Origin of the sequence: Streptomyces sp. NPDC047315, assembly GCF_040643215.1 — a bacterium.
Lineage (GTDB): Bacteria > Actinomycetota > Actinomycetes > Streptomycetales > Streptomycetaceae > Streptomyces.
Map to the genome: position 1 here is coordinate 24049 of NZ_JBEYTZ010000013.1, position 21497 is coordinate 45545.

A 21497-nucleotide genomic window follows, 5' to 3' on the forward strand; every position below is an offset into this window, starting at 1 on the left:
AAGTCCCTCATCATGACCCACACCGTCCGCCACTCCGGTGGCACCCCGGCGACGGAAGCGCCGGGGACCTCCCTGGTCCGCCGCTACTACCGGCTCGTCGACGCCGGGGACGTGCCCGCGCTGGTCGCCCTGTTCACCCCTGACGCGTGCTACCGCCGGCCCGGTTACCGGCCGTTGGTCGGGCATACCGAACTGGAGCGCTTCTATCTCAATCAGCGGGTGATCCGTAAGGGTGTGCACACCCTGTCCACCGTGGTGGCGACGGACGACGAGATAGCGGTACACGGCCGGTTCCGCGGCGTCCTGCGCAACGGTGGTGAGGTCGAACTGCGGTTCGCGGACTTCTTCCGCATGGCGCCACAGGGCCGCATCGCGTCACGGGACACCTTCTTCTTCGTCCCGGCGGTCTGAAGCGGTGGACGCCCCCGACGACGGTGCCCACCACACGATCCGTGTCGACCGCCGCCACAACGGACCGCCGCACAGCGCCAACGGCGGCTACGCCTGCGGACTCGTCGCGACGCGGGCGAGCCGGCACCTGAACGCCGACGGCGACCTCGCCGTTCAGCTGCACGCGCCCCCACCACTGGGAACCGGCCTCCGACTGACCCGCGCGGGCCGACGGTTCCACCTCTGGCACGGCGGGGAACTCGTCGCCACCGCGACGCCCCGGGCGTCCGTCACGGACACCGTCGGCTCCGTGCCGCCGGCCGTCGCGGAGCACGCCATGCGTGACTACGCAGGCCACCGTCACCACCCCTTCCCCACCTGTTTCGTCTGCGGCCCGGACCACCGGGACGGTCTGCGGCTGACACCGGGACCAGTACCCGGCCCGGAGAACCGGGTCGCGTGTGTCTGGACCCCGTCCGCCGCCACCTGCGACGGGACCGGCACCGTCGCCGAAGAGCTGGTGTGGGCGGCGCTGGACTGCCCCGGGGGCTGGGCACTCGGCCCGATGCGGGACCCCCTGCTGCTCGCCCGGATGGCGGCGCGGGTCCGGATCCTTCCCCGCGTCGGCGAGACCGTCGTCGTGGTCGGCCGCGGCGTACCGGGGATCGGGCGGCTCCGCAGCTGTGCCACCGCGCTCTTCCGCCGCGACGGAACGGAACTCGCCCGCGCCACCGCCACCTGGGTGCGTCCCACGGCCCCGGCGGCGACATCTCACGACACGAAAGCGGGAAGCAGTTGAGCAACACGGTCTTCACCACCGGCGCTCCGGGATTCATCGGCAGCGGACGGCCCCGGTTCAGCGCACGCGGCATTCACGAGCTGGTCGCCGAACAGGCGGAACTGACTCCCGACGCCCCCGCGGTCACCTGCGGCGGGCAGACCCTGACCTATCGGCAGCTCATCACCCGCGCGGGCCACCTCGCCGACCGACTGCGGGCGGCCGGTCTGGTTGAAGAGGACGTCATCGGCGTGCTGATGCGGCGGTCACCTGAGCTGATCGTGGCCCTGCTCGCCGTACTCATCGCGGGCGGGGCGTACCTCGGGCTCGAACCGGACGACCCGCCGAGCAGGCACCGGCTGCTGCTCGACGACGCCGGGGTCGGCATGGTGATCGTCGACGAAGCACTGGGGGACCTGGTGCCCGGTACGATCACGGCGATCTCCGCGGGCCGGGAGCCCGCACGGTCGGCCGCCGTTCCATCGCGTCCGGCCCTCCCGGCCGACCCGGACCGGCTCGCGTACATCAGCTACACCTCGGGGTCCACCGGTGAGCCCAAGGGGGTCGGCGTGCCGCATCGGGCGGTCGACCGTCTCGTACGGGGCGCGGACTGGATGGAGATCCGGCCCGAGGACGTCTTCTTCCACATCTCGCCGGTCGCGTTCGACGCGTCCACGCTGGAGATCTGGGCCCCCCTGGTCAGCGGCTGCCGTCTGGTCGTCTTCCCTCCGGACACGATCGCCTTGGAGCAGGTGGCGCAGGTCGTCCGCGCCGAGGGGGTGACCGTGCTCCTGCTGCCCACGGGGCTCTTCCACCGGATGGTGGACTCCCATCCGGAGGTGTTCGCCGCCGTGCGCCACGTCCTGACGGGCGGTGACGCGGCCTCACCGGGCCATGTCGCACGACTGCTGGCCGGCCACCCCCGGCTGGTCTTCACCAACGGCTACGGACCGACCGAGAACACCACGTACACGACCTGCTGGACCAGCGACACCTTCGGGGATCTACCGAGTGTGCCGATCGGCCTTCCGATCAGCGGAACCAGGGTCTCCGTGCTCGACAGCGACCTCAGGCCCGTCCGCACCGGCGAGTGCGGCGAGCTGTACGCGGCCGGCGCCGGCCTGGCACGCGGCTACCTCCACCGCCCCGCTGCGACCGCCGAACGGTTCCTTCCGGACCCATCCGGGACCGAACCGGGGGCCAGGATGTACCGGACCGGCGACCTGGTGCGATGGACGCCGCAGGGCACCCTGGAGTTCGTCGGCCGCGCGGACGACCAGGTCAAGGTTCAGGGCCGGCGCGCCGAGCCACGGGCCGTCGAGGCCGAGCTGGAACGGCTGCCGCAGGTACGGCACGCCGTCGTGCTGCCGCAGGCCGATCCGGCGGGCGGCATCTGTCTGTTGGCGTACGTGGTGCCGGCCGACCCCGACCCGGGAAGCGCCGCGGGTCTCGGCGAGCTACTGCGTCAGGAGCTGAGGTCCGCCCTGCCGGCCCATCTGGTTCCCTGGGCGGTCCTCATCCGCCGCGAGCTTCCGCTGAACCGCAACGGCAAGGTCGACCGCAGGGCGCTCCCCGTCGCCACCCGTGTGCCCCGCAACGTGACCAACGAGTTCGTCGCCCCCCGCACCGAAACGCAGTCGCGGCTGACCGAACTGTGGGGCGATCTCCTCGGGGTCGAACCGATCGGGATCGAGGACGACTTCTTCGAACTCGGTGGGCACTCGCTCCTCGCCACCGAACTGCTGGTCGCCACCGCGGAGGAGTTCGGCGTGGATGTTCCCGCACAGACCCTGTACCTCTCACCGACCGTGGCCGAGTTCGCCGCGGCCCTCACCGACCGGACGGGGACACCGGGTGCGAGCAGCCCGGCAAAGCCGGCAGTGGACGAACGCAGGAAGGCCCGGCCCTGATGACCACGCTCCCACCGCCCGCCCCGGGGTGCCCGGTCTCCGCGTCATGGGCAGCCGGCCCACTCGGCCCCGGCCCACACCCACCGGACGGGGCACCCGAGGCAGGGCTTCGCTCGCGCCGACCCGCTCCGGTGGGCTGGCGACCGGTGGGCTCCACCGGCTACTGGTCGGTCGCCGGGTACGCCGAGGCCGTCCGGGTGCTCCGCGACCACGAGGCGTTCACCTCCGAACGGGGCACTCTGCTCACTCTCCTGGGCCGGGACGACCCGGCGGGCGGCCAGCAGATGGCGGTGACCGACCCCCCGAACCACACCCGGCTGCGCGGCCCCCTGCAACAGGCGCTGTCGATCAGGACGGTGGCCGGTCAGCGGGACGTCATCCGCCGCGTCGTCACCGAGGCGCTGCGGCCACTGGCCGACGGCGGCCCCTTCGACTTCGCCGCCGCCATGGCCGCCCTGCCGATGGCGGTGATCGGCCACTTGATGGCGCTGCCGGAACAGGACTGGCCGCGACTGGTCCGGCTCACCCATGCGTGTGTCGCCGCAGACGATCCCGAGTACCAGATCGATGACGGCCCGCAGGCCACCCTCGTGACGGCCCATCGCGAGCTCTTCGCCTACTTCCAGGACGTCGTCACCCGTCGACGGCGCGCACCGGGCGGCGATCTGATCAGTCTGCTGCTGACCATGGAGCTGGACGGGCGGCGGCTCTCGCCCGGCGAGATCGTCTCCAACTGTTACAGCCTGCTGCTCGGCGCGACCGTCACCACGGCCCAGCCCCCGAGCGCCGCGGTGGCGGCGCTCGCCGGAACCCCGGTCCTCGACGACTGGGCGGCCCACCCCGAACTGCTCAGCAGCGGTGTGGAGGAGTCGTTGCGGTGGTCCTCACCCACCCAGCACTTCATGCGCCATGCCACCCGCGACGTCGAGCTCCGGGACGTCGTGATCCTGGCGGGAGACGCGGTCGTCGTGTGGCTGGGGTCGGCCAACCGCGACGAGAGCGTGTTCGCCGATCCGGACACCTTCGACATCCGGCGCAGCCCCAACAAGCACATCGCGTTCGGCGTCGGCGCACACTACTGCGTCGGGCACACCGTCGCACGGGTGACCCTGCGGATCCTCTTCGCCGAACTGCTCGGGCGGTACACCGGCTTCACACTCGCGGGGCCATCGCGGCGGCTGCGTTCGAACATCATCTCCGGCTTCACGCACCTGCCGATCACCGCGCACGTCCGGTAGCCGCCGTCGGCGACACCGCCGGCACTCCTCCCTGCGGAAGGTCATCAGTGAACGCTCCCGTGCCCCGCGCCCGTAACCCGTGGTTCCTGCGCGAGCCGTCGCCAACGGCGACCGCCCGGTTGTTCTGCCTGCCCTACTCGGGGTGCGGGGCGACCATGTACCGCCGCTGGCCGTCGTCCGTCGACGGCGTCGAGATCTGCCCGGTCCAACTGCCCGGCCGGGAGAACCGGATGCGAGAGCCCGCGTACACGACGTACGAATCCCTCGCGGACGGCCTCAGCGAGGCCCTGCTGCCCTATCTGGACCGGCCCTACGGCCTGTTCGGGCACTGTGGCTCGGCGCTCGCCGCGTACGAGACGGCCGTCCGTATCGTGCGGAACGGCCGTCCAGCACCGACCCGGCTGTTCGTCTCGGCCGAGGTCGCACCCCAGGACGGTCCCTACGGCCGCTTCCTCGACCTGACCGACGATGAACTCGCCGCCGAGATGCGCCTGCTCGTCGCGGAGCTGGGCGGCACCCTGGATCCGAGCCTGGCCGCCCTGTACCTGGGCGTCCTGCGCAACGACGTCGACATGAACAGGCGGTACCACGTGGCGGAGCCGTTCCGGCTGCCCTGCCGGATCACGGCCGTCGGCTGGTCCGCGGACGACGGTGTTCCGCCGTCGCTCATGACCGGCTGGCCGGCCTGCGGGGAGGTTTCCTTCGAGCTGCTGGAGGGAGGCCACTACCGTTTCCTGGAGGCCCCACCGCAGCTCCTGGCCGTTCTGGGGGCCCCGTTCCGACGGCTCCCGCAGCCGTGACCGCGCTCAGCCGACAGCTTGTCCCTGGGCGGGCAGGGGGGCTCGGGACGGGCTGCGGGCGTGCTCGCCCCCGGCCCAGATGCCGACCGGCCGCCTTTCGGGCCACCCGGCTGACCGGCAGGGTGGGCCGAACTGCGCGCACGCCTCTGGGGCGGGCGTGCTCTTGAGCAGGGCGCTGGCCTGGGGAACGATGTGCAAGGCGTCGGTGGATGCGGTGCGCCGCACGGTCTGCAGAGGCGGCTTCGAGCCGCAGCCGGGGGGATTGATGCGCGATGACGTACTCGTGGTCGGCTTCGACCTGGAGACCGGGCGGGAGGTGCACATCGCCGAGGGGGCACCGGAACGGTGGAAGCAGCTCGGGTACGGCGGCACCGGCCAGCTGGTCTGCTTCTACTGCTACCACGGGTTCGAGGCCGCGGCCGGTACCCGAGTGCCGCTGGTGACGCGGGGCCGGCTGGGGGGAAGGTCCGCCGGCACTTCGCGCACCCGCCCGGGCAAGCCCCGGCCGGCGGCCACAGCCCGGAGACGGTCTGGCACATCACGACCAAGCACACGCTGGCGGCCTGGGCTCGAACACGGCCCGGTGTCGCCCGGGTTCGGCTGGAGCAGTGGACGCAGGACCATGACCGGCGGGCCGACGTCGCAGTCTGGTTGGACGACGGCACGAGGATCGCGCTGGAGGCGCAGCGCCGGCTGATGACCGACGACGGATGGCTGGCCCGGCACCGTGACTACGCCCGTCAGGGCATAGTCGGCGTGTGGTTCTGGCGGCCACGGGTCCACTTCCCGCACATCGTGCTGCGCGAGGGCATGCCGGTGTGGTTCTACTCGGTCTCTCGGCGGGAGGCGGCGACGTCGCTGGGCCGCCCGCACCGCCAAGCGGGCAGGTGGTGGAGAGCCGAAGACTCGTCGGTGTACGGGCTGCATCACCCGCCGTGCGCGCTGGATGAGTTGGAGTCGGTGACGATTCCGCTCGACTCGCTGGGTTTGGCGGCGCGCGGCGCGGTGCTGCCGGACGAACTCCGCCGGCGGGTACTCGACTCCCAGCGAAACGCGTCGGCGGAGGCGAAGCAGCGCCGGGACGCCGAGGCCCGGTACGAGCGGGCGAAACGAGCCTCGCGGGAGCAGGCGGCCCAGGCCGCCCTGTCCCCCGCCGTTCCAGCACCCCGAGCGCCGACAGGATCCCTGACGTGCGAAGTGTGCCGCCGCCCCCTCGACCCCCTCCTCGCGAAGGCCCGGCGCCACATCCTGTGCTGACACCGCCGACGCGCCAGACAAGGCGAACCCCGCGGGTACTGGACCGACACCACCCGTGTGCTCGTCACCGCCCGGGCCGTGACCGTCCACGCCGAGGTCACCCCGTACGCCGTACGCTTCGAGAGCTGGGAGCAGTTCTCGCAGTACGAACTGCACCACATCGGCCGGACCGCGCTCTCCGTCTCCCGCGCCGTGCTGCTCCCCATCGGCTTCGAGAACCCCTGGTACGGGTACCACTTCAGCCCGTCCACCAACGACGCCTCCTGCACCCTCACCGCGACCGGCTGGCGTCCCGTAGACGCAGACGAGTACCACCACCTGACCACCGACGGCTCGACCGACGTGGTCGACAGGCGTGCCCGCTTGCACGCGGAAGACAACGCACACACGGTCTTCGACGCGCTCCAGCGCGCCGGAGTCACCGTCGACGGCACCGCGGCGGACCTCCGCGCCGACGGTGTGCTCCTCACCCTCGGATGAGGCGTGGTCCCTTCTCATTCCGCAGCCTGAGCCATGTTGCCTCAGCGCGGCCGATGGCAGTATCGCCTGCGGTATCCCCACACATGTGGGGGTGGCCCCCGAGAGCATCAACCGCGCGTCGCACCCGTCATCTACTCCCCGTGCATACTGGGCTTGTTGAACGTCTGGAGTACGCCCCGTGGAGTCGGACACCGACTCCACGGGGCGTACTGCCGACCAGCGCGCGGCCGTATGATCCTCCGTCATGGGGAGACAAACATGGGGGAAAACCGTCAGCGCGCTCACGCTGGCCACGATCACGGTATCGGTGAGCGCCTGCGGCAGCTCGGACGACGCGGCCGATGCGAAGCCGTCCGCTGAAGCGAAGGTGACCGTCGAGGCCGCCTCGAAGACGTTCCGGGCCGCGGTGGAGAAGTTCGGCACGGACGGCGGCTGCCTTCAGAAAGAGCCGGAAACCTGCTGGGACCAGATGCAGGCCCTCATGGAGCCCGCGCGCGACCTGCGGAAGGCAATGAACGCGGAGAAGTCCGTAGGGCCGGACTTCTGGACCGGGGCATACGCCCTGATCAACGGTATGGAGAAGGGCATCGGGGTCGGCAAGGACCAGGGCGCGGCTGGCGGCGTAACGGCCCTGACGAACCGGGACGACGTCTTCGGCTCCGCGCACGACCTTGTCGACTGGCTCGACGCCCACCCGATCAAGTAGTGCTGCTGCGGCAGTTCACCTGGCGGCGCGGGCCCCTGGTCGACGTCGTGCCGCTGCGACCGTCCAGTTCGCCAGCGACCACGGAAGCTCCGGAGCGACTCCGGCCGAAGTGTCGTCGCTTCCGAGATGCGTCGCCGTCGCCTCGGCACTCTTCGACCCGGCCGGGGGATGAGCGCCCATCAGCGGCGACGGCCAGGAGCACGAGGTGGTCCGCGTTGCCGAACCGGGTGCCTCAGGGGGCCACGGTCAGGCCCCCGGGCACGGTCTGCTGCACCCAGGCGTACGGGATCCGGCGCAGGCCGGCGGTGGCGATGATCCGATCGTACGGGGCGCTACTGGGGTGGCCGAGGAGACCGTCGCCCGTGACCACGGCCGGGTGCCAGCCGGCGGCGGCGTGCCGCGTGCGGGCAACTGTGAGTGGTGCGCTGATAGAGGTGGTGCTGTGGTACTCCGCTTCTTGCCCTGAAGGAAGGTTAGCGGCGTTTCAGAAGGCGCCCTGGAGGTCGTATTTCTTACCTCCGGGCCCCTGGCCGGGGCGGGCCGAGTGCACGAATAGACAGTGAATTCTGCTGCCGTTGTAGAATTTCAGACCGAATCCAGGATGCGCCGCTTCGCTGGTATAGGGGTAAACGCTATCGATCTCGTCACAGTTCGCGTTCGCGAGCACGGCAGCGAGATACCGCTTAGCACGGTCCGGTGTCACCTTGCCGTCTTCGTACAGGTCGGGCAACACCACCTCGGCGGGAGCACCGCCGTGGACCGGGGCTTCAGGTTGCTCGTGCTTCTCCGCCGGAGCCAGCGTCATCGTGACGCTGATCCACATCTGCGAGCCTGAAGAGAAGGTGACATGAAGCCCCCGCGTGTGATCTCCACGGCTCCACCCCTTGAATATCGGGAGCCTTGGGAAGGCTCTCCGACGCGAAGGGCAGAAATCGATCAGTGCGCATGCGGGGCATATCCTCTCATGGCGACCCGTCCAGTCTAGGAGACGGGCCAAGGCGGCACCGGAACCACCGATGTTGATCTTCAGGAGGTTTCGGTCGCTCGCCTGTCGATCCACCGTGAAGGCGTAACGTTCACAGCCGCAGGGTCCAGCTCGGCCCGCCGGGGGTGTTGAGGTGCACGGTCTGCTGGGTGGGTGTGGCGGTGAAGGAGAATGCGATCTGCGGCGGGGAGCCGGCTGCCTTCCAGGTGTCGATGGCGGATTCGATGTCGTCCCAGAGCCGGTGTGGCCCGCCCTGGCGTACGTGGTGTTTCCCGTCGTCACCAGCGGGAGTCAGGGTGGCGAAGGAGCCGTTGGTGACGTCGATGGCGTGATCGAGCCAGGGCCCGCCGTCCGTCTTGGTGGACAGGTATTGGGCTGCGGGTGCGGCGAGTTGGGCCAGAAAGCAGGGGCACCCAGTCCTGGAAGATCTCCGGGCCGTAGCGGGCTGGGCGCTCGTCGCCGGGCTGGTGCAGCAGGTCTGAGACATCGCCGAGGTCGGGGGCTGCGTGCGGGCGGGCGATCATGAACGAGACCGTGCCGGGCAGGAAGGAACCTTCGGCCGCGCCGTCTTCCCCGACCGTGAGTTGGGCAAGACCCGAGCCGTAGAGCCAGCCGGACAGGGTGGTCAGGATCGTCCCGCCAGGCTTGACCTGCCGAAGCCACGCGGGCGGGATGGTCCGCACCGCGCAGGTGGCGATGAGGTGGTCGTACGGAGCGCCCTTGCCGTCCCCGAGAAGGCCGTCGCCCTGGACCAGCCGCGGCGCGTGCCCGGCCGCAGCCAGAGCAGCGCGGGCGCGGGCGGCGGTGGCCGGGTCGTACTCGATCGAGGTGACCTGGTCGCTGCCGAGACGCTGGCACATCAGGGCGGTGGAGTAGCCGGTCCCGGTGCCGATCTCCAGCACGCGGTCAGCGTCGCCGGGACGGCCAGGCCGGCTCGGGCGGCCTCCGCGATCTGGCGCGGTTTGAACTCCGCTGCTGCGTTCCGTTGCGGATGGTTCACGTACAGGCAGTCGAGGGCTCCCAGGACGCCGCCGAGCCCGTGCCGGGCGTGCTCGGTGACGAAGGCCCGCTCCTGGGCATCGAGGTGGTCCGCTGCGCGGTACGGCGAGGGGCGTCGGTGGTAGACCGCGCGTACGTCGCCGAGGTCAAGGCCGTCGAGCAGTGGCGACGTGAGCTGCTGGCGCAGGTGGAGCCGGCGCCGGTGGAGGGTGAGGCGTCGGTGTCTAGTCGGGTGGTGTCGCAGCCTGCGTTGGGGGCGGCGTCGTTGATTCCGGGTGTGGGTGTTGCGACGGCGATGGCGAGTCCGGACGCGGCGGCCCAGGGGCTGGACCGGCTGCGGTCGGCGTCGCGGTCCCGTGGCCAGCGGCGCGGTGCGCGGGACGAGGTGGGTTTGAGTCGGGCGTTCGTGGCGGAGTTGGAGCGCTTGTGTCGTCGGCAGCGCTGGGTGGTGCTGTTCTTCGATACGTGGGAGCAGACGGCGCAGTACCTGTCCGGGTGGCTGTTGAGTCTGTTGGACGAGATGTTCGGGCCGGTGCCGGCGAACGTCATGGTGGTGCTGGCGGGCCGGGACCAGCTCGCGGAACGGCAGTGGGCGCCGTTGAGGGACCAGATCGCCGACGTTCCGTTGGAGGTCTTCACCGAGGCGGAGACGCGTGGGCTGCTGGCGGCGCGGGGCGTGACCGATGCCGGGGTCGTGGAGGCGGTGCTGCGGCTGTCGATGGGGCTGCCCCTGCTGGTGGATCTCCTCGCCCTGGCCCGTCCGCACACCGCCGAGGACGTGGACGCCGACGGGCACCTCGTCGATGTGGCTGTCGACCGCTTCGTGCAATGGATCCCGGACCCGGAGAAACGCGAGGCCGTGCAGGCATGCGCGCTGGGAGTCGAAGGGCTGTGGGGCTGGCTGTGCGGGCAGCCGTTCGTCAGTGGCCGCGGCGACTTCAAGCACTACCACGCGGTCGTCCGCGCGAGCATGATCCGGCAGCAGCGCGCCCGCTCCCCGCAACGCTGGACCGCGGCGCACCTCCGGCTCGCCGATGCCCACGCCACGTGGCGCCACGCATATGAGGAACAGACCGCTGAGACGGAACGCTGGAAGGACACGACCTGGCGCCAGCACCGGAGAGACGAGACCTACCACCGGCTCTGCGCACACCCGGGAACGTATCTGACACAGGCGCTTGAGCAGGTCATCCAACCGCAGGCTGGGACACTGCTGCGCTACGGCAGTGGATCGAGGCCCTCGTGCAGGCCGGCCACGACGGAGAGCAACGCCCGTAGCTGAGGTGCCGCCACGTTCCAGTGTCGGGGACGAACGTGTCGAAGGGTGGGGTGTGCGGTCGTGCCGGCAGCGCACCGGCAGAGTGCGTCAGGGGGTCGAATGGCTGGTGCTGAGCAGGTCGTTAAGTGCTCGAAGGAACCAGCGGCGATCAGTGTGGGTGTCGGCGCTGGCCAGCAGCCGCCATACCGGTCGGTCACTCGCATCGACGATCAGTGCGTCGCACGGCCCGTGGGCATCATCGATGAAGGCCAAGCGGACACGATGCCCGGCCATGGTGATGTCCTCGTGTTGAGCTGGATGAGCCTCGGGCTTGATCGCCGCCGGCAGGTACTCGGCGTTCAGAGCGTGAAGGCGTAGTTCCCGCCCACGGCCGGTACCGCCGCTGTAGAGGTACTCGGCTACCACGGGGCTCGGGCCGTGATGGGTCGCGGTCGAGTCCAAGGCCAGGTCGCCCAAACGCTGTGGGGCCGCGACGCTGTCGAACTGTGCGTGTGCGTCTCCGACTGCGCGCCAGGTGATCGTGGCCGTGTCGACCTGACACAGGTCCCACAGGCCCAGAGGAACGGCGATCACCGGGGCTTCTGGCCGGCGAGCCCAGTGGCTCAACGTAGCGAACGGGGTAGCGGCGATCGTGGTGACCGCTTCGGGGTCGACCGGGCGCAGCGATCGGTACAGGTCGGTGGTCTCCTCGCGGGTGAACGTGCCGTCGAGGACCGACAACTCGATCGTGGTCCGCGCGATCCTCGCTGAGGCGCCGGGGTGGCCCATGTAGTCGGTGCCGTGCCAGAGCACGTGATGTTCGTCCAGTCGTTCGGCGTTGGTGGGGCTCTCCCACAGGGCCGGATGGTCGAGTGCGGGGAATGCCCAGTCGTAGAGGAACTGCTTGACCCGTAGTCGTCGGTCCTGGCCCTGGACCTCGAATCGGAAGGCCGCCGGGTTGTTCGTGCTCCACGGGGTCCTGCCGGCCGTCGACTCGCCCACGCGTCCCGGCGGTGCCTCTCGCCGCAGCGACTGCCGACCAAGGCGAGTGCCTGCCGGGAGCCTGTCTGGTGTGAAGACCACGAAGTTCGCCCACGGTTGGGCCTGGGCCGCGCTCAGTTCCGCAGGTGTGTCGTCCAGGTCCGCAGGGTCATTCAGCACCCTGTGTGTCCACTGCTGTTCCGTCATTGCCCGTCTCCTCTCCGCGGGCCACGTCCACGAGTTGGAACGTGGTCGCGCACACCACCGTACCCTATTAGTACCCCCTGGGGACTAATAGAGTGAGGGAGAATGAGCCCATGACAGAAGAGCAGCTCACACGCGGCCCCGGACGCCCGCCACAGCTATCGATCGAAACGATCGTCAACGCCGCGCTGGAGTCCGGGGCGAACGAACTGACCGTGCGGGGCTTGGCCCGACGCCTCGACGTGACCCACAAGGCCCTGTACCGCTGGGTCGGCGACCGCGACGGACTGCTCGACCTGATCAGTGACCACCTCCTCGAACGAGTCCTCACCCGGACCACCCAGACCCCCACCGACGACTGGCGTACGTGGCTGAGGAGTCTCGGGCGGCTCCTGCGCGCAGAGTTCCTCCCCGTCGCCGACGCCGAAGTGCTCACCCAGTTCCCACGTGAGACCAACACCTACAAGGAGCTGCAACAACAGGCCGAGGCCGTGATGAACGACCACGAACTGACGCAGGAACAGGCACGTGACTCCTTCACCGTCTTCCTCTTCACCGTGTGGGGCTGGATCGCCGCTGAAAAGCTCTGCGCCGAGCAACCCGACCACGAGAAGACCTTCACTGCCATGCTCGACGCACTCACCCGCGGACTACCCTCACCACCAAGCCACTGACACCCCCGGGTAGACGGCCTGCCTACCGCAGGGAGCGGAACCACCGCACCACGGCAGCGGTACCCGCCTGCTGGGAACCCAGATGACGCGAGCCGCCATAGTCAGGGGTGCCGAGGCCGATCAGCGGGGCAGCCACGCCGCGGGCACGCAGGGCAGCGTGGCAGCGGAAGGTGTTCGCGGTGACGGCCTGCTCGTCCCCATCGGCGTAGAAGAGCCGGATCGGAGCCCGCGGCGTCCAGTCGGCGCACACGCCGTCGGCGACCCGCAAGGCCGCCGCGAACCGGCCGGTGGGACGGGTCAGCATCGCCCGGCCCCGGGGGTTGAGGAGCGCGTCGATCGAGTCCGGGGTACCGGCCACGACCTCCTGACCAGTGTGTGTGCCATCCAGCAGACCTTCGATCGTCTGGTCATACGGCGCACGGAACACCTGGGCCGGCGTGTCGTACAGGTGGTGCAAGCGGTTGAAGGCCACCAAGGTCAGCGCCGAGTAGATCACGCTCGCTTTCGGTTCCGTCTGCCCCGCCAGCAGTGCGGGCAGCTCCGCGTCGCGGAACGCGTACGCACCGCTGATGGGTGCCACAGCTCGCAGCCGGAACCATGCCTCGTCGCCTTCCTGTAGCGACCGAGCCAGACCCAGTGCCGCCGAAGCGCCCTGTGAGAAGCCCGTCACCAAAACCTCGCGGCGCAGCTCCCGCCCCTTGGCCGATACGACGGCACGGGACGCCCGCAGCATGTCCAGAGAGGCCGTCGTCTCCGATGGGACGTCCATCCACGGGTGCGGGCCGGGGCCCAAACCCAGCCCGAGGTAGTCGGGGAGCGCCGTGGCGAACCCGGCGGAGGCGTAGGTCAGAGCGGGGGCCTGATCCCAGACGCTGGTAGAGACCGAGGCAACGTCGCCCTTGAACAGTTCCGTGCCATGCGTGAAGGACACGATCTGCAGCCGCCGTTCACCGCTTCGGGGCAGGGCCAGCAGCCCGCTGGCGGTCGTGGGCCGACCGTGAGGGTCGACCGTGCGGTACACGATCCGGAAGGTGTCCAGGCCGTACCGCACGGCGCCGGTGTCCCAGGCACCCGCCCTGTCTCCCGCCAGCTCGGTCGCGACGTCGCGGGCAGTGAGCGTACGCAGGTGCTCGACCGACACCAGCGTGCCCCGCGATGAGTCCGCCTCAACCGACGCGATAGCGGCGGCCAGGGGTTCCTCCGCTCCCTGCGCGACCACGGCCGTCGTACCACTCGCCACCAACGCCACCGACACCGCCGAAACCATCAACAACCTACTCACTCGCGTCATGCCGTGACCGTACGTATCCACCGACACCGCCGGCCATCCGGCCAACCCTCCAATGGGTGTGGGGTTATCCCCCGGGCGCGTTCGGTACCCGCCGTCGCCGTCCAACGACTGCGTCCCCCACCAACTCGACCCGACACACCCACAACAACCCCGACGCAGTCACCACCAAACACAACGCCCACCCAAAAATACCCAACCTAGGGAGAGCGGCACTAAGGCACACAAGCCCAACAAGAGCCAGAAGGAAGGCCCTAACCCCCAAGCCCGCCACTTCGGAGTGCCGGCGGGTCGGCGAGACCTACGCACAGGGGAAGCGCAACGTGACGATGAGGCCCCCCTTGGGACCCGGTCGGGCCGTCAGGGTGGCGTGGTGGGCCTCGGCGACGGATGCGGCGACCGGCAGTCCGAGACCGTGGCCGGTGGTGGCAGTGCGGTCGGTATCGAGGCGGCGGAAGGGCTCGAACAAGTCGGGGATCCGCTCCGCAGGCACGAGGGCACCGGTGTTGGTCACCGTCACCGTGGTCGCGTCGAACCGTACGCGGACGTGGCCATCGGGGCAGTTGTACTGGACCGCGTTGCGGATCACATTCGTCAGCAGGTGGCGCAGGAGGACCGTGTCGCCGCGGACAACCAGCGGGGTGTCGAGGCCGGAGTCGATGCGTACGCCTCGAACTGCAGCCAGTGGAGCAAGCTCGGCCGTCACGAGCCGGGCGGTGGCAACGAGGTCGACGGACTCGGTCTGGTCCAGGCCGCGGTCGCTGCGGGCGAGGAGTAGAAGCGCGTCGATGAGTTGTTCTGCTTCGCGGTTGGTGGCCAGGAGGTCTTCTCGGACGTCGACGAGGTGTACGGGGAGGGGGTCAGCGAGGCCGACCTGGAGGGTGGTGCGCTGGGCGGCGAGGGGTGTCTTCAGTTCGTGAGAAGCGTTGGCGACGAAGCGGCGCTGGCTCTCAAAAGCGCGCTCCAACCGGTCGAGCATCGTGTCGAAAGTGTCCGCGAGGCGGTGGAGTTCGTCATCGGAGCCGGTGAGCGACAGACGCTGGTGCAGGTTCTGTTCGCTGATGCGGCGGGCAGCGTCCGTCATGGCAGCGACGGGGCGCAACGCCCGACCCGCGAGCCACCAACCGAGGAATCCCGCAAACAGCGCCAACACGACGAGCCCGACAGCAGACCACAGGATCATCTGGCGCAGCGCCGTGTCCTGCACGGCCTGCACGGTCTGCTCGATCTTCTCGACCACGGCAACATCGTCAGTGACAGGCGGAGGATGCTGCAGGCGAGTAGGGTGCGCGGGTTCGAAGGGGGTGGTGGGGTCGGTCGGCACGTCGCCGTACGTGACCGAGATCCCTTCAGCTTGCTGCGCCGTCCCGTAGCGGGCGAGGAGCACGACGAAGGCCAGCAGCGCGATGCCGGCGAGGAGGAAGAGTCCGGCGATGGCCGCGGCGAGGCGGGTACGGAAGGGCAGCCGGCTCAGCAACACCCGTGGAGTCATTCGCACAGCCGGTACCCCTCACCCCGGTCCGCGGTGATCACGCAGGAGTCGCCGAGCTTGCCGCGCAGTCTGCTCACAGTGGCACGGACGGCAGTGGTACGTGCGTCGAGATGTTCGTCCCAGATGGTACGAACGAGTTCACCGTGCGGCACAGGCGCACCGCCCGCGACGAGCAACAGGTGTAGGACGGCGAACTCCTTCGGTGTCAGCTCCAGCGCGCGACCGTACACGGACGCTTCGTGTCGTGACACGTCCAAAGTGATGCCACCGAAGTTGAGCGCAGCGGGCAGCGGTTTGGGGGCGCGGCGGCTCAAGGCGCGGACCCGAGCGACGAGTTCGGTGAAGTCGAAGGGTTTGCTCAGGTAGTCGTCCGCGCCGAGCGCGGTGAGGCCGTAGACCTTGTCCGAGAGGTCACCGGCCGCAGTCAGCATCAAGATCCGCGGCGGGTCGCCGAGCTCGACCAGTCGCCTGCACACCTCGTCGCCGCTCATGACCGGCAGATCGCGGTCGAGGATCAGGACGTCGTAGGCAGTCAGCAGACACAACCGCTCAGCCTCACCGCCGGTCGCGGCGACGTCGACGGCCATCGCCCGGCGGCGCAGGCCGGTGGCGATGGTGCGGGCGAGAACGGGGTGGTCCTCGGCTACCAGAACTCTCATGTGCCCATGAAACCAACGCCACGCTTGCAGCCGGATAAAAAGGGGACGACGCACGGTGGGCGGATCCCCCTGGATAGGTCCCCTTGGGCGGATCCCTTATGCCGCTGTAACGCGCTTACCCTGGTGCAAACAGCGGGCTGCTTGTGTCTTCGGCATGAACTTCGTCAAGCGCGCCGGCATGAGCCTCGGTGCGAGGAGGCCCAAGACCGCCGCCCTGCTGGCGCTCTTCGTCGTCATCTGCACGCTGCTCCTCGGTGGCTTCCTGCTCCAGACGGCCGCCGCTCGCCAGGAAGCCGACGCGCAACGGTCCATCGGTGTCGACGTCACGGTCAGACAGCAGGGCTTCACCCCGGCGCTCGCGGACCGGCTGGGCGCCTTCGACCCGGTGAACCGGTACAACACGGAGCTAGCGGTACGTACCGGGACCCGGGGCCTCACACCCCTGACGTCCGACGCACCCAAGCCGGGCGGCACAAGGGTCAGGGAGAAGGAACACGAAGCGGGAGCGGCACCGCTGGCCGCGAACGGCGTCCGTGACTCGGGCATGCTGCTGCCCTTCTCGTACGGCTCGACGAAGATCACGACAGGCCGCGGCATCACCCCCAAAGACGCGGGCCGCAACGTCGCGGTGATCGAGCAGCGACTCGCCAACAAGAACCGGCTCTCGGTCGGTGACACCGTCCTAGTGCAGTCGGCGGACGGCAAGCGCACCGCGGCCCTGACGGTCATCGGCGTCTTCCGGGACCCGATGCGGGATCCGCCCGGGTGGACGCCGCCGCACAAACTGCCCGGCAACGCGCTGTACGTACCGGTGGCCACGGTTCAACACCTCAGTACCGGCAACCCCACCGTCAGGGAGGTGGTGTACCGGATCGGCTCACCGGACCAAGCCGAGGAGCTCCATGCCGAGGCCAAGCGGGTGCTGGGGACGGGCAACTTCGACTTCCGCGTCAACGACAAGGCGTACAAGGACCAGGTACGTCCGATCCAGCAGGTCGGCACCTTCGCCGGGCTGATCGTCTGGGTGATCGCGCTGGCCGCAGCGCTGATCCTCGGCCTCATCGTGACCCAGCAGATCCGCGAGCGGCGCGCCGAACTCGGGGTGCTGCTCGCCCTGGGCGAGAAGAAGTGGAAGCTCATCGCCCAGCACGCCGTGGAGGTGACGGCCGTGGCCCTGCCCGCCGTCGCGCTCGCCGCCCTCGGCGGCCACCTCGCCGGACAGCCCGCGGGTGACGCGCTCCTCGGCGGCCAGGGCGACCAGCCCGCCGCGCGCACAGGTGCGCCGAGGGCCGAGATCGCCCCGCCCACCGTGGAGGTCGACCCGGCCGCCGTCGGGAAGGTCGCCGGCACCGGGCTCGGGATCTCCCTGGTTTCCACCGTCATCCCCGGCATCGGGATCCTGCGCCTGCATCCGCGCTCCATCCTCACCGACGCCGGATGACCAGCCCCCCTGACACCGAAGCCATCACCCACGAGGGCCGAACAGCCGCCCGTCAGCACAGACCGACCGAGAAGGCCGATCCCCATGAACTTCGTCAAACGCGCAGGGCTCAGCCTGTGGGCCCGCAAGGGCCGCACCCTGACCACCCTCGCCACCTTCCTCGCCATTTCCGCGATGGTGCTGGCCGGCGTCCTCATCAGCGATGCGACGGCCCGGGCCGAGCAGGACGCCAAGCGGTCCGTGGGCGCCGAGGTCAACCTCACCATGGACATGGACGTGGTGAGCGGTGGGGGGCACCTCCAGGCGCCGCGCATCGGCGCCACGACCGTCGACGAGCTCGGGGCCCTGCCCCAGGTGCAGAAGTACACCTACTCGGCGTGGGACCGCGCCATCCTCAAGGGCACGTCACAGCTGGTCGAAGGCGGGCCGCCCGACCCCATGGGCCCCGGCGGCACCGTGGGCATGGGCGTCCTCGACACCTCCCTCCTGCCGGGCTTCCGCAGCGGCACGTTCACCCTCCTGTCCGGCAAACACCTCACGGCCGCCGACAAGGACTCCAAGCAACTCCTCGTCGAGGAACGACTGGCCAAGAAGAACAGCCTCACGACCGGCGACCGGATCACCCTGACCGGCAACGACGAGAAGGCCACGGCCGACTTCACCGTGGCCGGCATCTACCGCGACCCACGACCCGGCACCGAAACCGACCCCGAGTACGGGATCAACCCGGCGAACATGCTGTACGGAACGGTCGGCGGCCTCTCCGCACTCAGCACAGCCGGGAAGGGGCCGCTACAGGTCGGCGAGGCCACGTTCCTCCTCCAGGACGCCGACGTGCAGGGCGCGTTCAAGAAGAAGGCGAAGCAGATCGCGGGCTCGGCACTCGACGGCTTCGCACTGGACGCCAACGACAAGGCGATCCAGCAGATGACGGGCCCGCTCAGGAGCATCCGCACCACGGCCACCGTCGCCATGTGGCTCATGAGCCTCGCCGGCGCGGTCGTCCTCGCCCTCCTGGTCAACCTCGCCGTCAAGCAACGCCGCAACGAGTACGGCGTCCTGCTGGCGATGGGCGAGAAGAAGAGCAAGCTCATCGCCCAACAGGCCCTGGAGATCGTCGTCGTGGCTGCCGTGGCCATCGGCCTCAGCTCGCTGTTCGCGCCGGCCTTGACGCAGAGCGCCGGTCAGTCGCTCCTCGGCAAGGAGGCCACCGCAGCCGAGCGGAAGATCAACTCCTGGCAGCCACCGGGCCCCGGCAGCACCGGCCTCGGCGAGGGCGTCGACTGGGACGACAAGCCCGTCGAGAACGCCGACCCCATCGACGAGATCACGGTAGCGCTCTCCCCCGGCGACCTCGCCACCGTCGGCGGTGTGGGCCTCGGCATCGGCCTGCTCGCCACCGCCGTCCCCGCCGGCACCGTGCTGCGCCTCACCCCCCGCACCATCCTCACGAAAGGCACGTGACCCACCATGACCAGCGCCACCACCACGGCCGCCGCACCCGTCCTGCGCCTCACCGACGTGAGCCACACCTACTCGGGGCAGCGCCGCAGGACCACCGTCCTCAAGAACGTCAGCTACGCCTTCGAACGCGACACGTTCTACACCATCCTCGGCCCCTCCGGCAGCGGCAAGACCACCCTCCTCAGCCTCGCCAGCGGCCTCGACGCCCCCACCAAGGGCACCATCAGCTTCGACGGGCAGGACCTCACCGCTCTGGGCCTCGGCCGCTACCGCAACAAGCACGCCGCCACCATCTTCCAGCAGTACAACCTCCTCACCTACATGACAGCCCTCCAAAACGTCACCTGCGCCATGGAGATCACCGGCGCGAAACCCACCACCACAAGCCGCAAGGCGCACGCCCTGCACCTGCTGGAGAAGATCGGCCTCGACAAGGCCACGGCCACCCGCAACGTCCTGCAACTCTCCGGCGGCCAACAACAACGCGTCGCCATCGCCCGCGCCCTCGCCTGCGACGTCGACATCCTCTTCGCCGACGAACCCACCGGAAACCTCGACGAAACCACCGCGCAGGGCATCACCGACACCTTCCGCGAACTCGCACACGAACAAGGCAAATGCGTGGTCGTCGTCACCCATTCACACCGCCTGGCCGCCCAATCCGACCGCGTCCTCAACCTCCGCAAAGGCACACTCACTGAACAGAAAAGCACCCGATGAAAGCCACAACGCACATCGGACGAGCCCGACAGCGGAACACTGGCCCCCCGGCAGCGGCGTTTCGAGCGGGTTCACCCGCCCGGGTCAGAAAGTGCGCACGGCGATGTCGAGAATCCGTGCCTGGCTCCGTCCCCGTAGTGAACGCGACCACAATGGGTCGCACCAGCACCCAGGGAGAACCACGATGGCGAAGTACTTGCTGCTCAAGCACTACCGCGGCGCTCCGGCCTCGGTCAACGACGTGCCCATGGACCAGTGGACGCCCGCGGAGATCTCGGCCCACGTGCAGTACATGCAGGACTTCGCTGCACGGTTGGAGGAGACCGGCGAGTTCGTCGACAGTCAGGCACTCGCTCCCGAGGGAACGTTCGTCCGGTACGACGGTGAGGGGCGCCCGCCCGTCACCGACGGGCCGTTCGCCGAGACGAAAGACCTCATCGCCGGCTGGATGGTGATCGACGTCGACAGCCAGGAACGCGCCGTCGAACTGGCCGCGGAGCTGTCGGCGGCGCCGGGGGCCGGCGGGAGGCCGATTCACGAGTGGCTCGAACTGCGTCCGTTCCTCGGTGTGGCCCCCTTCATCACCGAGTGACCTCACCGATGGACGAGGCCCTGCTCAGAAGCCTCACGCCGAGCGTGCTCGGCGTCCTCGTCCGCCGCGGAGCCGACTTCGCGGCGGCCGAGGACGCCGTGCAGGAGGCGCTGATCGAGGCCGTTCGCACCTGGCCGGTGGAGCCGCCGCGGGACGCGAAGGGCTGGCTGGTGACGGTGGCCTGGCGCAAGTTCCTCGACGAGCAGCGGGCGGCCGTCGCACGCCGCAGGCGTGAGGGCGTTCTCGACGACCAGCCGCCGCCGGGGCGGGCGCCTGCGGTGGACGACACGTTGCAGCTCTACTTCCTGTGCGCCCACCCTTCGCTCACGCCGTCGTCCGCGGTCGCGCTGACGCTGCGGGCCGTGGGGGGACTCACCACCCGGCAGATCGCCCGGGCGTACCTCGTACCCGAGACGACCATGGCGCAGCGCATCAGCCGCGCGAAGCGCACCGTCTCCGGGGTGCGCTTGGACCGGCCCGGTGACGTCGCGACCGTGCTGCGGGTCCTGTACCTCGTCTTCAACGAGGGCTACACGGGCGACGTCGACCTCGCCGCGGAGGCGATCCGGTTGACCCGGCAGCTCGCGGCCGGGATCGACCACCCCGAGGTGGCCGGGTTGCTCGCGCTGATGCTGTTGCACCACGCCCGTCGTGCGGCGCGCACCGCGCCGGACGGTTCCCTGGTGCCGCTCGCGGAGCAGGACCGCAGCCGCTGGGACACCGCTGCGATCACCGAGGGCGTCGAAGTCCTCCAGGCGGCCCTCGCACGGGACCGGTTGGGCGAGTACCAGGCGCAGGCCGCCGTCGCCGCGCTGCACGCCGACGCGCCCAGCGCCGAGGAGACCGACTGGGTGCAGATCGTCGAGTGGTACGACGAGCTCCTGCGCTTGACCGACAGCCCGGTGGTCCGGCTCAACCGGGCCGTGGCCGTCGGCGAGGCCGACGGCCCGCGCGCCGGGCTCGCGGCCCTGGCGGCGGTGGACCCCTCCTTGCCGCGTCGCACCGCGGTGGCCGCCTACCTCCACGAGCGCGACGGCGATCTGACGACGGCGGCCCGGCTGTACGCCGAGGCCGCGCGTCAGGCGCCCAACCTCGCCGAGCGCGATCACCTCACGCGCCGGGCCGCCCGCATCAACAGCCTTCCACCCTGCTGACGGCGCTGACCTGCGCCGCTCGGGCGG

21 protein-coding genes and 1 pseudogene are annotated in these 21497 nt (G+C 69.9%); 15 read left to right on the forward strand and 7 right to left on the reverse strand.

From position 1 onward, the window contains the following. Nucleotides 1-12 precede the first annotated feature (12 nt). The 8 genes from ABZ842_RS17245 to ABZ842_RS17280 all read left to right on the forward strand — a co-directional run bounded on the left by ABZ842_RS17245 (nt 13) and on the right by ABZ842_RS17280 (nt 7559). Nucleotides 13-411: a nuclear transport factor 2 family protein gene (locus ABZ842_RS17245; RefSeq protein ID WP_361537519.1), complete on the forward strand. Its 399-nt coding sequence runs from the start codon at nt 13-15 to the stop codon at nt 409-411. Nucleotides 412-415: 4 nt separating this feature from the next. Then, nucleotides 416-1189: a hypothetical protein gene (locus ABZ842_RS17250; protein WP_361537520.1), complete on the forward strand. Its 774-nt coding sequence runs from the start codon at nt 416-418 to the stop codon at nt 1187-1189. After that, on the forward strand, nt 1186-3078 hold the full coding sequence (locus ABZ842_RS17255) for a non-ribosomal peptide synthetase (RefSeq protein WP_361537521.1): 1893 nt from the start codon (nt 1186-1188) through the stop codon (nt 3076-3078). The genes ABZ842_RS17250 and ABZ842_RS17255 overlap by 4 nt, the downstream gene beginning before the upstream one ends. A 131-nt stretch (nt 3079-3209) precedes the next feature. Further along, the gene (locus ABZ842_RS17260; RefSeq protein ID WP_361537522.1) at nt 3210-4316 is read left to right on the forward strand and encodes a cytochrome P450; all 1107 of its coding nucleotides are present in this window, start codon (nt 3210-3212) and stop codon (nt 4314-4316) included. A 47-nt stretch (nt 4317-4363) separates the two neighbouring features. Further along, the gene (locus tag ABZ842_RS17265; protein WP_361537523.1) at nt 4364-5116 is read left to right on the forward strand and encodes a thioesterase domain-containing protein; all 753 of its coding nucleotides are present in this window, start codon (nt 4364-4366) and stop codon (nt 5114-5116) included. Nucleotides 5117-5461: 345 nt separating this feature from the next. Continuing rightward, a complete protein-coding gene (locus ABZ842_RS17270; RefSeq protein WP_361537524.1) occupies nt 5462-6373 on the forward strand; it encodes a competence protein CoiA family protein in 912 nt (303 codons plus the stop codon). Between the two features lie 57 nt (nt 6374-6430). Further along, entirely contained in the window at nt 6431-6853 is a 423-nt protein-coding gene (locus tag ABZ842_RS17275) for a hypothetical protein (RefSeq protein WP_361537525.1), read from the forward strand. A gap of 244 nt (nt 6854-7097) precedes the next feature. Next, the gene (locus ABZ842_RS17280; RefSeq protein WP_361537526.1) at nt 7098-7559 is read left to right on the forward strand and encodes a hypothetical protein; all 462 of its coding nucleotides are present in this window, start codon (nt 7098-7100) and stop codon (nt 7557-7559) included. Between the two features lie 235 nt (nt 7560-7794). On the opposite strand, the pseudogene ABZ842_RS17285 reads toward ABZ842_RS17280, so the two are convergent. The 3 genes and pseudogenes from ABZ842_RS17285 to ABZ842_RS17295 form a co-directional block, all read right to left on the reverse strand. Next, nucleotides 7795-7944: pseudogene (locus ABZ842_RS17285) on the reverse strand (protein-L-isoaspartate(D-aspartate) O-methyltransferase); the annotation flags it as partial. A 99-nt stretch (nt 7945-8043) separates the two neighbouring features. After that, nucleotides 8044-8382, reverse strand: a complete 339-nt coding sequence (locus ABZ842_RS17290; protein WP_361537527.1) for a hypothetical protein — start codon at nt 8380-8382, stop codon at nt 8044-8046. Nucleotides 8383-8822: 440 nt separating this feature from the next. Beyond that, entirely contained in the window at nt 8823-9446 is a 624-nt protein-coding gene (locus ABZ842_RS17295; protein ID WP_361537528.1) for a methyltransferase domain-containing protein, read from the reverse strand. An 89-nt stretch (nt 9447-9535) separates the two neighbouring features. Between ABZ842_RS17295 and ABZ842_RS17300 the strand changes: the two genes are divergently transcribed. Continuing rightward, nucleotides 9536-10825 (forward strand): hypothetical protein, encoded by a 1290-nt coding sequence (locus ABZ842_RS17300; protein WP_361537529.1) that lies wholly within the window; start codon nt 9536-9538, stop codon nt 10823-10825. An 84-nt stretch (nt 10826-10909) separates the two neighbouring features. On the opposite strand, the gene ABZ842_RS17305 is transcribed toward ABZ842_RS17300, so the two are convergent. After that, a complete protein-coding gene (locus ABZ842_RS17305; protein WP_361537530.1) occupies nt 10910-11989 on the reverse strand; it encodes a hypothetical protein in 1080 nt (359 codons plus the stop codon). 110 nt (nt 11990-12099) lie between these two features. Between ABZ842_RS17305 and ABZ842_RS17310 the strand changes: the two genes are divergently transcribed. Further along, nucleotides 12100-12660, forward strand: a complete 561-nt coding sequence (locus ABZ842_RS17310) for a TetR/AcrR family transcriptional regulator (RefSeq protein WP_361537531.1) — start codon at nt 12100-12102, stop codon at nt 12658-12660. A 22-nt stretch (nt 12661-12682) separates the two neighbouring features. Here the strand turns inward: ABZ842_RS17310 and ABZ842_RS17315 are convergent, their stop codons facing one another. From ABZ842_RS17315 to ABZ842_RS17325, 3 genes are all read right to left on the reverse strand, one after another. Continuing rightward, nucleotides 12683-13951 carry a lipase gene (locus ABZ842_RS17315; RefSeq protein WP_361537532.1) on the reverse strand — a complete coding sequence of 423 codons (1269 nt, stop codon included), beginning with the start codon at nt 13949-13951 and terminating at the stop codon, nt 12683-12685. A gap of 298 nt (nt 13952-14249) precedes the next feature. Beyond that, nucleotides 14250-15440: an ATP-binding protein gene (locus tag ABZ842_RS17320; RefSeq protein WP_361537642.1), complete on the reverse strand. Its 1191-nt coding sequence runs from the start codon at nt 15438-15440 to the stop codon at nt 14250-14252. Next, a complete protein-coding gene (locus ABZ842_RS17325; RefSeq protein ID WP_361537533.1) occupies nt 15437-16099 on the reverse strand; it encodes a response regulator transcription factor in 663 nt (220 codons plus the stop codon). Before ABZ842_RS17325 ends, ABZ842_RS17320 begins: the two co-directional genes overlap by 4 nt. Nucleotides 16100-16253: 154 nt before the next feature. Between ABZ842_RS17325 and ABZ842_RS17330 the strand changes: the two genes are divergently transcribed. The 5 genes from ABZ842_RS17330 (at nt 16254) to ABZ842_RS17350 (ending at nt 21470) form a co-directional block, all read left to right on the forward strand. Beyond that, on the forward strand, nt 16254-17540 hold the full coding sequence (locus ABZ842_RS17330) for an ABC transporter permease (RefSeq protein ID WP_361537534.1): 1287 nt from the start codon (nt 16254-16256) through the stop codon (nt 17538-17540). Nucleotides 17541-17624: 84 nt separating this feature from the next. Then, nucleotides 17625-19004 (forward strand): ABC transporter permease, encoded by a 1380-nt coding sequence (locus ABZ842_RS17335; RefSeq protein WP_361537535.1) that lies wholly within the window; start codon nt 17625-17627, stop codon nt 19002-19004. A gap of 6 nt (nt 19005-19010) precedes the next feature. Next, the gene (locus ABZ842_RS17340; protein WP_361537536.1) at nt 19011-19724 is read left to right on the forward strand and encodes an ABC transporter ATP-binding protein; all 714 of its coding nucleotides are present in this window, start codon (nt 19011-19013) and stop codon (nt 19722-19724) included. Between the two features lie 184 nt (nt 19725-19908). Continuing rightward, on the forward strand, nt 19909-20316 hold the full coding sequence (locus ABZ842_RS17345) for a YciI family protein (RefSeq protein ID WP_361537537.1): 408 nt from the start codon (nt 19909-19911) through the stop codon (nt 20314-20316). An 8-nt stretch (nt 20317-20324) separates the two neighbouring features. Further along, the gene (locus tag ABZ842_RS17350; RefSeq protein WP_361537643.1) at nt 20325-21470 is read left to right on the forward strand and encodes a DUF6596 domain-containing protein; all 1146 of its coding nucleotides are present in this window, start codon (nt 20325-20327) and stop codon (nt 21468-21470) included. Nucleotides 21471-21497: the final 27 nt, after the last annotated feature.